Source organism: Streptomyces sp. NPDC111606 (assembly GCF_055656945.1).
In genome coordinates, this window is sequence record NZ_JBVKBY010000004.1 from 130,688 (window position 1) to 143,984 (window position 13,297).

At 69.9% G+C, this 13,297-nt stretch carries 12 protein-coding genes; 6 read left to right on the forward strand and 6 right to left on the reverse strand.

The window, feature by feature from the left end; all coding sequences use genetic code 11:
* Window positions 1–6 precede the first annotated feature (6 nt).
* On the reverse strand, window positions 7–228 hold the full coding sequence (locus ACZ7M7_RS15985) for a ferredoxin (protein ID WP_472116921.1): 222 nt from the start codon (window positions 226–228) through the stop codon (window positions 7–9).
* Window positions 225–1,427, reverse strand: a complete 1,203-nt coding sequence (locus ACZ7M7_RS15990) for a cytochrome P450 (protein WP_472116924.1) — start codon at window positions 1,425–1,427, stop codon at window positions 225–227. Before ACZ7M7_RS15990 ends, ACZ7M7_RS15985 begins: the two co-directional genes overlap by 4 nt.
* 354 nt (window positions 1,428–1,781) lie before the next feature.
* Between ACZ7M7_RS15990 and ACZ7M7_RS15995 the strand changes: the two genes are divergently transcribed.
* Together ACZ7M7_RS15995 and ACZ7M7_RS16000 are read left to right on the forward strand one after the other, a co-directional pair.
* On the forward strand, window positions 1,782–2,729 hold the full coding sequence (locus ACZ7M7_RS15995; protein ID WP_472116927.1) for a serine hydrolase: 948 nt from the start codon (window positions 1,782–1,784) through the stop codon (window positions 2,727–2,729).
* A gap of 245 nt (window positions 2,730–2,974) precedes the next feature.
* A complete protein-coding gene (locus tag ACZ7M7_RS16000; RefSeq protein WP_472116929.1) occupies window positions 2,975–3,604 on the forward strand; it encodes a hypothetical protein in 630 nt (209 codons plus the stop codon).
* 85 nt (window positions 3,605–3,689) lie between these two features.
* Here ACZ7M7_RS16000 and ACZ7M7_RS16005 read toward each other — a convergent pair whose 3' ends face one another.
* The 3 genes from ACZ7M7_RS16005 to ACZ7M7_RS16015 all read right to left on the reverse strand — a co-directional run bounded on the left by ACZ7M7_RS16005 (window position 3,690) and on the right by ACZ7M7_RS16015 (window position 6,461).
* Window positions 3,690–4,976, reverse strand: coding sequence for a DUF4241 domain-containing protein (locus tag ACZ7M7_RS16005; protein ID WP_472116932.1), 1,287 nt, complete (start codon window positions 4,974–4,976; stop codon window positions 3,690–3,692).
* Window positions 4,977–5,063: 87 nt separating this feature from the next.
* Window positions 5,064–5,309, reverse strand: a complete 246-nt coding sequence (locus ACZ7M7_RS16010) for a DUF5133 domain-containing protein (RefSeq protein WP_472116935.1) — start codon at window positions 5,307–5,309, stop codon at window positions 5,064–5,066.
* Window positions 5,310–5,495: 186 nt separating this feature from the next.
* Window positions 5,496–6,461: a YihY/virulence factor BrkB family protein gene (locus ACZ7M7_RS16015; RefSeq protein ID WP_383602340.1), complete on the reverse strand. Its 966-nt coding sequence runs from the start codon at window positions 6,459–6,461 to the stop codon at window positions 5,496–5,498.
* 217 nt (window positions 6,462–6,678) lie between these two features.
* Between ACZ7M7_RS16015 and ACZ7M7_RS16020 the strand changes: the two genes are divergently transcribed.
* The 4 genes from ACZ7M7_RS16020 (at window position 6,679) to ACZ7M7_RS16035 (ending at window position 12,619) form a co-directional block, all read left to right on the forward strand.
* Window positions 6,679–7,686 carry an NADP-dependent oxidoreductase gene (locus ACZ7M7_RS16020; protein WP_383602338.1) on the forward strand — a complete coding sequence of 336 codons (1,008 nt, stop codon included), beginning with the start codon at window positions 6,679–6,681 and terminating at the stop codon, window positions 7,684–7,686.
* Between the two features lie 24 nt (window positions 7,687–7,710).
* Window positions 7,711–8,763 carry an alcohol dehydrogenase catalytic domain-containing protein gene (locus ACZ7M7_RS16025; RefSeq protein ID WP_472116938.1) on the forward strand — a complete coding sequence of 351 codons (1,053 nt, stop codon included), beginning with the start codon at window positions 7,711–7,713 and terminating at the stop codon, window positions 8,761–8,763.
* Between the two features lie 135 nt (window positions 8,764–8,898).
* The gene (locus tag ACZ7M7_RS16030; protein ID WP_451168620.1) at window positions 8,899–11,871 is read left to right on the forward strand and encodes a type 1 periplasmic-binding domain-containing protein; all 2,973 of its coding nucleotides are present in this window, start codon (window positions 8,899–8,901) and stop codon (window positions 11,869–11,871) included.
* Window positions 11,872–12,112: 241 nt separating this feature from the next.
* Window positions 12,113–12,619, forward strand: a complete 507-nt coding sequence (locus tag ACZ7M7_RS16035) for a GNAT family N-acetyltransferase (protein ID WP_383602332.1) — start codon at window positions 12,113–12,115, stop codon at window positions 12,617–12,619.
* A 66-nt stretch (window positions 12,620–12,685) separates the two neighbouring features.
* Here the strand turns inward: ACZ7M7_RS16035 and ACZ7M7_RS16040 are convergent, their stop codons facing one another.
* Entirely contained in the window at window positions 12,686–13,285 is a 600-nt protein-coding gene (locus ACZ7M7_RS16040; RefSeq protein WP_472116941.1) for a TetR/AcrR family transcriptional regulator, read from the reverse strand.
* Window positions 13,286–13,297: the final 12 nt, after the last annotated feature.

The window sequence follows — 13,297 nt, forward strand, 5'->3', positions numbered from 1 at the left end:
CGGAGGTCAGGGGCTGCCGGAGTCCGGCTCGCGGAGAGTGATCGCCCCGGAGGGGCAGACGCCGACGGCCATCCGTGCTGCCGCGAGCTGGGCTGTGGACGGCTCGGTATGCAGCAGGAGCACGCGGCCGTCGTCCGGATCCTGGTCGAAGACCTCGGGGGCGGTCAGGGCGCACATCCCGGCGCCGATGCAGCGCTCGCGGTCGACGTGCAGGTGCGTCGTTTTCATGACCCCGCCTTGTCCCAGGTGACGGGGAGGCTCTTCACTCCGTAGATGTCGGCGGTCTCCGGGCGCAGGCCGACCTCTTCAGCCGGTACGGCCAGACGCAGCGTGGGGAACCGCTCGATCAGCGCGCGGAAGGCGACCCGCATCTCGACGCGGGCCAGTTGCTGGCCCAGGCACTGATGGATGCCGTGGCTGAAGGCCAGGTGCCCGGCCGTGTCCGGCCGTTGGAGGTCGAGCGCGTGAGGGTCGGCGAAGCGCTCGGGGTCGCGGTTGGCGGTGTTGTAGGACAGGACGACGGTGGTGCCGGCCTTGATGGTTCGGCCGCCCAGTTCGACGTCCTCGAGGGCCGTCCTCATGAACGTCTTGGCGACGCTCAGGTACCGCAGCAGTTCCTCCACGGCCCGGTCGGTGAGCGCGGGGTCGGCGCGCAGCGCGGCCAGTTGTGCCGGGTTCTGAAGGAGCGCGAAGGTGCCGAGGGAGAGCATGTTCGCGGTGGTGTCGAATCCTGCGGCCAGCAGGATCAGGCTGATCCCCTTCAACTCCTCGTCGGTGAGATCGCTGTCGGTGAGTTCGCTGAGGACGTCGTCGGTGGGGTTCGCGCGCTTGGCGGCCACCAGTTGGGCGAGGTACTCCTGCGTTGCGGTGTAGGCCGCAATCAGTTCCTCGTCGCTCGTCTCGCCTCCCATGAACGTGTCGATCTGCTCCTGGAACGAGCCCCGGTCCTGGTACGGCACGCCCAGCAGCTCGCAGATGACGATGGTCGGGATGGGCTTGGCGAACGCGCTCACCAGATCGGTCGGCGGCCCGGCCTTCTCCATGGCGTCCAGGCAGTCGGCGGTGATCTGCTCGATCCGCTCGGTGAGAAGTCGCATCAGCCGCACGGTGAACTTGCCCACCAGTGGCTTTCGGTAGCGCCCGTGCTGCGGCTCGTCCATGAGGAGGAACTCGCCCGGCGGTGCCGGAGGAACCTCGAAGTCGCCCACGTTCAGCAGCTCCTTGCGCGAGCTGAACCGCGAGTCGGCCAGAACCGACCTGACCAGGTCGTATCCGGTGATCAGCCAGCCGGGTTTTCCGCCTTCGTGGGTGAAGCGGCTGATGGGCCCGTGCCGACGGGCATCGAGCAACTCTGCCGGCGGGTCGAAGGGGCACCCGGACTGACGAGCCGTCGGCAGCGTCGTGACGGTGTGGAGGGACTCGCTCATTGCCATTCCTCATCTCGCGATACGACGTGTTTGACGTTGCTCGAAAGCTACGTTGCATTCACGATCGCGTCAATCTAGGTGAGTACGTAATGCCAGGTGAGCAACGCCAAATTGAAGCAATGGCTCTGCCGACAAACGCAACGACTCGTTGCAATGAATGAAGCCGAAGGCAATAGCCGAAATGCTCGACCCGGGGCGGAGCTCGCCCGCGACTGGCGAGCGGCACACGACACGCCGACCCTGACGCCAATCACCATCGCCGCACCCGATTTGTCATATTTTCTGATCGTTCTCCGCCTCCCCAACAGGAACACCGAGGCCTGCCCTGCCATGCACGACGGACAGCCCAACCGGATGCACCCAACTCACGACCTCCTCGCGCACACCCTGAGGGTCTGCGCCGTCTGCGCTGCCACCGCAGTCGTGGTGTCGCTCGCGGCCTGCTCCGCCACCGGCACGCCTCACGCGCACGAGACGCAAACGCCCTCCGCGCGGGCGGGCGCACCCGCCCGCGGGCTCGCGGCGCCGCCGCGAGAGAACCTGCGTGCCACTCTCGCGCGGGCGCTCCGGCCCGTCCTGCCGGACGGCGACACGCGGTTGGCGGTGGCGGTGCTCGACCTGGACAGCGCCAACCAGCGGATCACCTCGTACGGCGAGGACACGACCTTCGTCACGGCGAGCATCAGCAAGGTGAACATCCTCGCGACGCTGCTGCTCCAGGCACAGGACGAGGGCCGCGAGCTGACGTACCCGGAGCGCATGTACGCCGAGGGGATGATCCGGACGAGCGACAACGCAGCGGCTGACGCCCTGTGGCGGGTGATCGGCAAGGCCGAGGGACTCGACGCAGCGAACGAGCGGCTGGGGCTCTCCTCGACACAGGGCGGCCCCAGCAGCTGGGGCCTCACCCGGACCACCGCAACGGACCAGGTCAAGCTGTTGCGGGCGGTCTTCGCCGAGGGCCGGTCGGCTCCGCCCGCTCCCAGAGGGCTGACCCAGGCGTCCCGCGCCGCCATCGGGAACCTGATGGGCGGCATCACGGACGACCAGGACTGGGGCGTGTCCGCCGCCCGCTCCCCCGGCTCTCGATGGGCCCTCAAGAACGGCTGGCTGCAGCGCAACACGACCGCCCTGTGGGTCATCAACAGTGTCGGCCAGGTCAGGGTCCACGGTCACCGGTATCTCGTCTCGGTCCTCAGCGACGGCAATCCGACGATGGAAAGCGGGATCTCACTCGTCGAACGAGCGGCGAGAGCGGCGATCGGCGCGGCCAGCACACATGCACGGCCTTGGCCGGAGTGAGGGTCCTCGGTTGTCCCACCCGCGCTCACGGCAGCCCGCATACGCACGCGGTTCAGCGCCGCGCTCGTCCCCGCCTACGTCGTAAGAGGTATCGCCGCACCGGCGGACTCATCCGCACGGCGGAAGACATCGCGACCGGTGACTGACGTGTGCGGGGCGGGCGTTGAGCAGGATCGGTCGTGGCGGAGCGAGGGTCGTCCACTCGCTCCGGCGCTGCGTTCCACGACCCCGAATGGAGTTCCGTGATGTCCCGATCCAAGCCGCGCGGCCGCGCCGTCACGTTCCTCGCGGCGACCGCCGTGGTGGCGACCACCGCGGGGATCGCCTCCGCGTCAACAGCCCCCGCGTCCACGCCCGGCAAGCCCCCGCGGGCCTCCGCCTCTTCCGCGGCTCTCATCTCCAGCCTGAAGGGCTGGGGCCGCATGGACTACCCCGATGCCGGTCACGACATCCAGGTCACCGTCGACGCCCATGCCACCTTCAAGGGCGTCGGCTGGACCAAGCCCGACAAAGCATGGGGCAGCTTCCGCATCTACCACCGGATGCCTGCCGCCAACGGCGAGCCCGCGAAGGTCAATTGGGGTGACTTCGAGGTCGACTGCCTGACCAGCGGCGGCCCCACCGCCACGGTGACCGGGCGCATCGTGCGCACCGGGGGCAACGTCGGCGCCTGGGACGACTATCTGAAGCGCCGTGTCCGCATGGGGATCAGCTTCTACGTGGGAGACGGCTCGGGCAGCGGTCCCAGCCGCATCGGGCTCTCCGGAGGCACAACGGACGGCGAGCCGCTGCTGAGCAAGTGCATGGCGCCGGCCGCCGACTCCAAGGTGATCAAGGGCGGCTACGACCTCACGGACAGAGCGCCTGCCCGGTAGGACTGCTCGTTGCAACGGCCGGGGCCCCGACCCTGATCCGCCGGCCGTCGCGCTCGCCGAAGAACTCGCCTTACGGCCGAGTCCGTTACGCGTCCCGCCGGTCTCCACCGGACAGCAGGTCCTGACGGCGCAGGATCAGCATGTCGGCGACTAGGCAGGTGATCTCGCCGTCGGCGTCCCGGCCGATCCACACCGGGTACGAGCCGTCTCCCATGCCGCTCGGGTAGCCGATGAGGTTGCCCCCGGATTCCGGGTCGTCGAGGGTGAAGATGCCGTCGGCGCTGTCGCGGTCCGGGAGGGTGTCCTCCCCGCCCGCGAGCGTGCCCGCCGCCACGGCGTCGACGAAGCAGCCGGTGCCGGTGTCCACGCCGAAGCCGTAGAACTCACCCTCTCGCAACGTCCGCACGTCCTCACCGGGCCGCAGCGCCAGCTCCCAAGCCGCCGTGGGTTCCTCGGAGACGAGAATGCGCGCTCCGATGAAATCCTCCATGCGCAGCGACTTGCCCCAGTGCTCGACCGGGTAGACCGCGGTCGCGATCTGCATGCGGTAGCTGCCGGGCCGTACGGCCACAGTGAACGGCTCGTCGGGATCCGTCCAGCCGGGATCGCATGCGACGACCCGGCCTGTGGGCAGCCGTAGCAAACCGGCATCGATGATGCGCTCGACGACGTACGGGCCGGTCGCGTGGCTGTCCGGCGGTGAGAAACAGGTGCCGGGTACGAACATCTCGTCGACGTGGCGGGGGCGCAGCGGGCGGGGCGGACTCCACCCGGGGGCGACAGCTCCGCCGTCCTCCTCCCGGTCCTGCGCCGTACCGTCTCGCTGAGGAGTTTCCTCCGGTACGTCCCGCAGGTCGACGTCGTCAGCAAGTCCGCCGGTAGCCAGGGCCACCGCCCATGCCCAGTCACCGAAGGCAGAGGGCGACACCCAGCGCTCCTCGTCCGGAACACCGGCCAGGGTGTGCAGCGAGCTGCCCAGGGCGCCCTTCGGTTGGAAGACCTTCCCGCCCGTGCCGTCCGGGTAGAGGTCGACGAGGACGCGTCCCGCGTCGTCATCGAACTCCTTCATCGTCTCGGTGGCGTAGTGCCACTGCGCGATGTGGCGGGAGAAGAGCCGGCCGGGTTCCAGGCGCCGCAGGTCGAACTCACGGAAACGACGGCCGTGCTCGTCGTACGCCCAGACACCGACATAGTCGTGAGCCCATGCGATGTTCAGCACGGCGATCGGCTGCGGGCGCCCTCGCTCGCGCAGCACCACGGCGTACTGCTCACCGGCGGCGTCACGGCTCGCGGCGAGCTTCCGGCTGATGGGTCCGAGGACCGTACGGGAGGCGGAGTCCCAGCCCTCTCCGTACGTCACGTCAATGATCACGTTGATCTCAGCGTAGGAGAGGACGGACTCGTCACTGCGGATGCCGTCCCTCAAGAGTCACCAGCTCGCAACGCGAGGTCGGCCCCGCTACGCGGCCAGCGTCTTGTCCTCTCGCGTGGGGCCCTCACGGTCGGCGCAGTACCTCTGCAGCAGCGCATCCGCTGCGAACAGGGCGTCGGCGGCGGTGCGGGCGTCGGTGATGACGCAGAGCGTGTACGTGGCGTGTTCGAGAGCGCGGCTGGTGCGACCGGTGGGGAGCACGTCGTGGGCGATGCGCGCCTCGGCGAACCGGGCCAGCGCGGCACGCAGTTCCTTCTCAGCCGGAAGGAGCATGGCGATTCCTCTCTCAGGGCACAGCTCGCTCGGCGGCCGACGCCGCCGCGAGGAACAGGCTGCATACATGGCTCACGCCCGTGATCGACACAGAGCAGCGCGAGCAGAAGTCCAAGTGCCCCGCCTGGAAAGGTCTATGCCTGTGGACCGCCGTGATCCCTCGCTCGGGGGAACAGCCGGCCGGCCTCACCTGCCCGGTCCGGGGTCCGGCCGGACCGGTGATTCGATGCCGGCGCGGGCCGCTTCCAGCTGGGCGGCGAACGCGATGCCGAGGAAGAGCGCGACGGCGGTGAGGTTGGCCCACAGCAGCAGGGCGATGAAGGCGGTGAGAGGGCCGTACACGGCGCCGAAGGCACCGCTCTCCTTGACGTACAGCGCGAGCAGCCAGGTGGCCGACACCCACAGCAGCAGGTGCACGGCCGAGCCGAAGGCCAGCCACGTGTAGCCGGGCTGGACGCGCCGCGGTGACCAACGGAAGATCACGGCGGAGGCCACCCAGGCCAGCGCGAGCCCCAACGGAATGTCGAGCACACTCCACCACTGCGGCACGCTGTCCGCCCAGCCGGCGGCCTCCGCCACCGCGTCGCCCACGGCCTCGCCGGCGACGAGTACCACGAACCCCAGTACCAGCGGCAGACCGGCCGCGACCGCGAGAACTGTCGCCCGCGCGTATTTGCGCGGGAAGGGACGGTCGCGCTCGATGCCGTAGATACGGTTGGCGCCGCGCTCGATCTGGCCCATGGCCGAGGCGAGGTTAAGCAGCGCGAAGCCCAGACCGAGCCACAGGGCGAGCGTGCTCCAGACATCGCCGTGCGCGGTGCGCCGCGTCCCGTCGAAGGCATCCTCGACGATCTCCGCACTCGCGCCCGGCACAATTCGGCCGAGCGTGAGCTCGACGACCCGGCCCACGCCCTCGGTGTGCACCGATGTCGCCAGGCCGACCAGCGCCACGGTGCAGGGAACAAGCCCGAGCACCACCTGGAAGGCCAGCGCCCGGGAGTTGGTGAACCCGTCCGCGTAACGGAACCGTGCGAAGGAGTCGGCCAGCAGCCGCAGCCCCCCGTAGTGGCGCAGAGCGGCGAACGCCTCGTCTCCGGAGAGCTCCTCCCCGATCATGTCCCGGGTCTGCGGCACGTGGACGGCGGTACCCATGGCCTCGCCCCTCCTTGTCGTACGACTGCTCCCTGACCGAATGCCCACCGAACCCGTTCGTCCGACCTCGGATTTCAGGTATGCCCTGGAGCCGGGTCCACGTCTCGAGCCCGGCATCCCTTGCCTCACGCGCATCGGCACCGTACGCTCACGGGCCATACCGACCGGATGGTATGCCTGTCGACAGGTCACCGCGAGGACTGAGGAGTCGCCGAAGATGAGCCGAACCAACCACCAGGTGCGCCTGGCCGCGCGTCCCGTGGGCGAGCCGCGGTCCACCGACTGGGACCACGTGGAGGAGCCGGTCGGACAACCGGGCGACGGGGAGTTCCTGGTGCAGGTGCTCTGTCTGTCGATCGATCCGGCGATGCGCGGCTGGATGAACGCGGGCAGGTCTTACATCCGCCCGGTGGAGATCGGTGAGGTCATGCGTGCTGGTGCGGTGGGACGCGTGATCGCCTCACGGCACTCCGGATTCGCGGTCGGCGACCATGTGTCGGGGTCGTTCGGCGTGCAGGAGTACTGCATGTCGGACGGGCGAGATGTGATCAAGGTCGATCCGGCGGCGGCCCCGTTGCCGACGTATCTCGGCACCCTCGGGATGTCGGGGCTGACGGCCTACTTCGGCCTGATCGACATCGGGCGTCCCGAGCCGGGCCAGACGGTCGTCGTCTCCGGTGCGGCGGGAGCGGTCGGCAGCGTCGTCGGCCAGATCGCCAAGATCATGGGCTGCCGGGTCATCGGCATCGCCGGTGGCGAGGCCAAGTGCCGGCTGCTGGTCGACGAGTTCGGGTTCGACGCCGCGATCGACTACCAGAACGAGGACATCCGCAAGGCGCTGCGCACCCACGCCCCCGACGGCGTCGACGTGTACTTCGACAACGTCGGCGGTGACGTCCTGGACGCTGTACTGCTGCGGCTCGCACGCGGCGCCCGCGTCGTCGTCTGCGGCGCGATCTCCCAGTACAACAGCGTCAAGCCGCAAGGCCCCGCGAACTACCTGTCGCTGCTGGTCAACCGGGCCACCATGACGGGCATGGTGGTCTTCGACTACGCCGACCGGTACGCCGAGGGAATCACCCGGATGGCCACGTGGCGGCAGGAAGGCAGGCTGAAGTCACTCGAGGACGTGGTGTCCGGTGACGTGGCGGCGTTCCCCGACACCCTCATGCGCCTGTTCCGCGGTGAGAACCGGGGCAAGCTCGTGCTGAAGATCGCGGACTGACCCGGCAGGGGGAGGAGCGATCCGATGAAGGCACTCACCTACCACGGCCGTCACGACATCCGTTACACGGACGTCCCCGATCCGGCCGTCACGAGCCCCACCCACGCGGTCGTCCAGGTGACCACGGCCGGGATCTGCGGCAGTGACCTGCACATTTACCAGGGCACGCCGTTCAGTTCGGAACTGGGCTACACGCCGGGACACGAGTGTGTCGGCGTGGTCGTCGACGTCGGCGACCAGGTCACCCGCTTCAAGCCCGGCGACCGGGTCCTGGTTCCGGCCTCGGCCGGCTGCACCCGGTGCAAGACCTGCGCGGCCGGGTTCACCGCCCGGTGCGAGTACGCCAAGTCCAGTATGGAGCTCTGCTACGGCGTGAGCCCACAGCTCCCCGGCAGCCAGGCCGAGGCGCTCGCGGTGCCCCATGCCGACATCAACCTGGTGCACCTGCCCGAGGGCATCTCCGACGAGGCCGCCGTCGTCCTGACGGACAACGCTCCGACGGCCTGGTACGGCTGCCGTCGCGCCCGGATCCAGCCCGGCGAGACCGTACTGGTGATCGGCCTGGGTCCGGTCGGCCTGATGGCCGCGCAGTCCGCGTTCGCGATGGGCGCCGCGCGTGTGCTCGGTGCGGACCTGGTCGCGGAGCGACGCGCGTTCGCCGCATCCCTGGGCGTCGAACCGGTGGAGGGCGAGGACACGAAGGCCGCCGTACGGGAGATGACCGGTGGACGTGGCCCGGACGCGGTGGTGGAGGCCGTGGGCTCGGACGCCACCATCGAGCTGGCCCTCAAGGCGGTCCGGCAGGCCGGCCGGGTCAGTGTCGTCGGAGTCAGCCACAGCAAGGCGTTCCCCTTCCACATGGGACTGGCGCAGATCAAGGAACTCGAGTTCGCCATCGGTCTGTGCTCGATCCACTACGAGCTTCCGACCCTGATCGCGCTGGCCCAGGCGCGCCGGATCGAGCCGGAGGTCGTGGTGTCGCACCGTTTCCCCCTCTCGCAGGGCCCTGCCGCGTACGAACTCTTCGCCGACCGCTCGGACGGGGTCCGCAAGATCCTCCTCGATCCCACCGGCTGACCTTGATCGGCCCACACCCGGTTCGTGACGACTCGCTAGAAACGCAACGCCCGTACGGTGCAGGGTGTTTGGGTGTGGGTATCTCCATCTGATCCGGGAGGGCCGGGTCGGGCGGATGCGACGGGGGCGGAGCGAGTGGGCAGAGAGGTGTGGAGCGGCAGCGCCGGGATCGAGGCGGCCGACGCCGTGTTCGAGTTGATGAGGCGACTCATCGACAACTTCCGGGACAACCCGCCGGTGACGCCGCTGGTGGTGCTGCAGGCCACCGAGGAGGACGACAGCGGGACCCTCGACCGGCGGGTGGAACAGGTCGTGGACTTCGTCCGCCAGGGCCATCAGCCGCGGGGGCTGATCGCCAAACGGCTGGACGGCGGAGGCGGCGTGGACGCCTATTCCTCCGCGATCGACATGGTGCGCCAGCTGTGCGAGCACCCTTGGGACAACCAGAGCCAGTCGCAGTACAAACCGTTCACCTTTCCGCGCTCGCGGCTGCTGCGGGCCATCGAGCAGGCCGCGCCGGAGGTCGGCGGTGAGGTCAGCACGGTGTGGTCCGCAGCCCAGCGCCGCGAACGGCTGATGCGACGGCTGGCAGAGCTGCGCTGGCGTCCGGGGCGCGACCCGGACGGCGCCGATGAGGAGAACCGGGCCTCGGCGCTGACGGACACCGTCGGCGCCGTGGTGAACCCGTCCGGTTTCGTGGGGGCGATGTTCATCGCCTGCCTGAGCGTGCTGTTGGGCGAGGGCGGTTGGCAGACGGCAGTGTGGGGCGGCGCCCTGGCCTTGGCGGCGTTCGGCGTGGCGCATCTGCTGGCGCGCAGCGCGCCGCCGCTGCTGTGGCTGCGCCGGGCCAGCCGGTGGTTCGCGACCACGACGTTCCTGGCGCCTTCGAGCGACCGGCCGGCCGCCGCCGAGTGGTCGCGGTGGCGGCCCACGAAGTCCTGGGAGACCATCCGCGGCCGGGCTTTCGCCGCGGCCCAGCAGATCGTCGCCGCCGAGAGCGGTGATGTGACGGCACGTCAGTTCCACTTGGAGCTACGGGTGCTGGCGTTGCTGGAGGACCTTCGCGAGAACTTCCGGCCGCGGACGCTGGACCTGCGGCGGCGTAAGCGCACGGTCCCGCCCGTGGTGTACCTGCCGTGCGCCACCGAGGACGACGGCGGCCTGCTGTTGCTGCGCGCGATCAGTAACGTACGCAGCCGTCGCAGCGAAGTGGACCCGCTGCTGGTGCTGGCCGCGATCCCGGCGGCCGAGCGGTTGCGTCCGCCCGGATCCGAGGAGCCCGGGCTGCCCACAAGGGAGCCCGGCCTGCCCGCCGCACCGTCTCCGGACGGGTCGGCGGGGCAGGATCCGGAGCGCGCCTACGGAGCGGACGCCAGGTACCAGGAGTGGGTGACCGGCCTCAACGTCGGCCAGTCCCCCGGGCGCGCGGCCGCGCTGCCGTGGATCCTGCGGATACCGCTGTCCGCCGACGAGTTGGTCCGCCGGCACTCCACGCAGCACTCCACCACCAGGATCCGCCGTACGCCGGCCTGGCTGCTGTGGTCCAGGCCCTGCCTGGCGGTGGTCCTCGCCATCGCCCTCGCCCTCGGCTTCCTGGGCAACCGGTGGATGGCCCAGCGCTACTGCGAGGGCCGGCTGGTCGGCTCCAACACGGACTCGGTCCTGGTCGGCGGCGAGTGCGTGGGGGTCGCGACCGGGGACGTCCGGCTGGCCGCGGGCAACGCGCTGGAACTGTACGGCGCCGGCAAGGGCGTCACCTTCGACGCCGTCGAGCAGGCGATCCGGGCCGAGAACGCGAAGATCGGCCCGCAGGACAAGTACGTGACGATCGTCTACGCCGGCCCGGTCACCGCGGCGGACGAGTCCGGCACCCGCAAGGGACTTGAGGAGATCACGGGCGTCTACCTCTACCAGAGGTACGCCAACGTCAGCACTCATCAGCCGACGAAGATAAGAGTCCTGCTGGCCAACGCGGGCGAGAACATGCTCCAGGTGCTGCCCATGGCCCGCCACATAGCCGAGCTGGCGCGGCGCGACCGTTCGGTCGTCGGCGTCGTCGGCCTGGGACGGGACACCACGGAGAGCGATGACGCCGTGGAGATCCTCAAGGGCGCGGGCCTGCCCGTGGTGAGCACCACCAACTCCGGGAGTCATCTGGCGCGCAAGTTGTCGAACTGGTTCGGTCTGGCCGCCACCGACGAGGAGGAGGCGAACGCACTGCTCGTCGTCGCCGAACAGCTCGCCGAGCGCGAGGGCGGCGGCCGGGGCGTGGTGCTGGCCCGCAAGGTCGGCAGCGAGAAGGACTTCTACACGACCGAGCAGGCCAGAGTGGGCAAGGGCATGCTGGACCGGGCCGGCTTCACCCTGCTGCCCTCCCGCTCCTACCGGCTCAGTCCCAACGGCGAACCGGAACTCACCGACCCGGTCGAGGACATCTGCGCCAGTGACCCCGTGCCCCGGGCCCTGTACTTCGCGGGCCGGGTGGAGGACGTGCCCAACCTGATGTCCCAACTCGGCTCCACGCCGGGCTGCTCCGGCCGGCACATGACCGTCTTCACCGGCGACGACCTGACCAAGAGCAACTACGACGAGGGTGAGAGTCTGCGCATCCCACCGGAGGTCACCCTCTACCACTTCGCGCTGGCACCGATGGACCTCGTCGGCGCGACCGGCTTCTACCAGGACTCCCACCGCGTGCTCAGCGAGCTGCTCCCGGCGGGCACGTCGGCGACCGCGCTCGCCGACCCTGCCCGGCCGTGGAACGACGCGCTGTTCTCCAGTGGTCAGTCGGTCCTGGCCTACAGCGCCACCGCGGTGCTGTACCGGGCCTCGAAGAACGGCGACGCCCCGCAGACCGCTCCGGAGACCTGGGCCGACCTGCGCTGGCGCCCCAACCCGAACCTGCCGGTCGGCACGGTCAGTTTCGCGGGCAGCCAGCCGTACGCCGACCAGCAGGGGCACGGCTACAAGATCGTGCGGGTCACCTACCGCGACCACAAGGTGCGCTCGGCGACCGTGTGCGGGCGGCCGGCGGGCAGCGACCAGCCGCTCTCCGCACCGCCGGGCCGCAAGGGGGCCGATCCTCGTACGGTGTGCCGGGAGGAGTGACCCCGACGGCACGGCACCTCGCGCAGGCGCCCTGTGTATGCTGACGGCTGTTCGTGTCAACAGGTGATCGGTGAAACAGGGAGGTGGGGTTGATGACCGCGCTCGTGGCCACCGTGTGCAGTGTCCGGGTCTCCCTCACGTCCCGGGCCGTGGCCTGACGTCACCCTGTCCGCCCTCGCTGGGAGCGTGAGCTCGCGGGGCGCCCGCACGAACACCACCTCGAAACGGATCATCATCCATCATGCGCAACTGGATCACGCGCGCTGAGACCAGCGCCGACATCCCCGCCGTCCGCGACATCAACCTGGCCGCGTTCGAGACTCCCTTGGAGGCCGACCTCGTCGACGCACTGCGCGCCGACCCCGCCTGGATCGAGGGCCTGTCCCTGGTCGCCACGGACGACGACGGCCGCCCCGTCGGCTACGCCCTGCTGACCCGCTGCCACATCGGTGAGGTCCCGGCCCTGTGCCTGGCCCCGTGCGCCGTGCGGCCGGAGCAGCAGAGCAGCGGCGCCGGCTCCGCGGTCATCCGCGCCGCCCTCGCAGCGGCCAAGGAGAGGGGCGAGCACTACGTGGTCGTCCTCGGGCACCCGACGTACTACCCCCGGTTCGGCTTCAACCGCGCCTCCGCCCACGGCATCGGCCTGACCATCGACGTCCCCGACGAGGCCCTGATGGCCCTCACGTTGGACGCCACCCACCCGCTGCCGGGCGGAACCGTCCGCTACGCCGCACCGTTCGGCATCTGACCGACCCGCGGTGCGAGGCCACGACATTCGGCCTCGCACCGCGGCCGTGGGGGTGTTGGCCGCCGCTCAGTCGCGGCCGCCCCGCACGGCCGCGAGGCAGTCGTCGTACAGGTCTGCCAGGTCGAGTCGTCCGTCGTGGCCGGCCCAGAGCTCGGTCGCTGTGTCGATACAGGCGAAGACCGTCGCGACGATCGCCTTGGCACGCGGGTCGGGGTCCGGGCCCGGGCCCGAGCCGGACGCGGCGCCCAGCCGTGCCTGGATGACCGGGACGAGCTCGGCCTGCCAGCGCAGCCGCTTCTCGATGTAGCGGGCGTGCAGCGAGGGAGTGTCGAAGATGAGGCGGGACAGCTCCAGCACCCGCTCCGGGGCGTGGTTGGCGGTCAGGACGACCTCGAATCCGGCACGCAGGGCATCCCAAACGGACGCCTCGGCCGGCTGCTGCTCGACGGTCCGCTTCAGCAGCTCGCCCAGCGCTTCCTGGTCCCCGCAGACCAGGTCCTCCTTGGTGCCGAAGTAGCGGAACAGAGACCGCTGCGAGATCCCTGCCTCCCGGGCGATCTGCGCGATCGTCGTCTGCTCATAGCCCTGCTCGCCGAACAGGCGAACCGCCGTGTCCAGGATTTCCTGGACGGCGACCTGTCGCGAGCGGTCCCACAAGGTCGTCATGAACATCAGGCT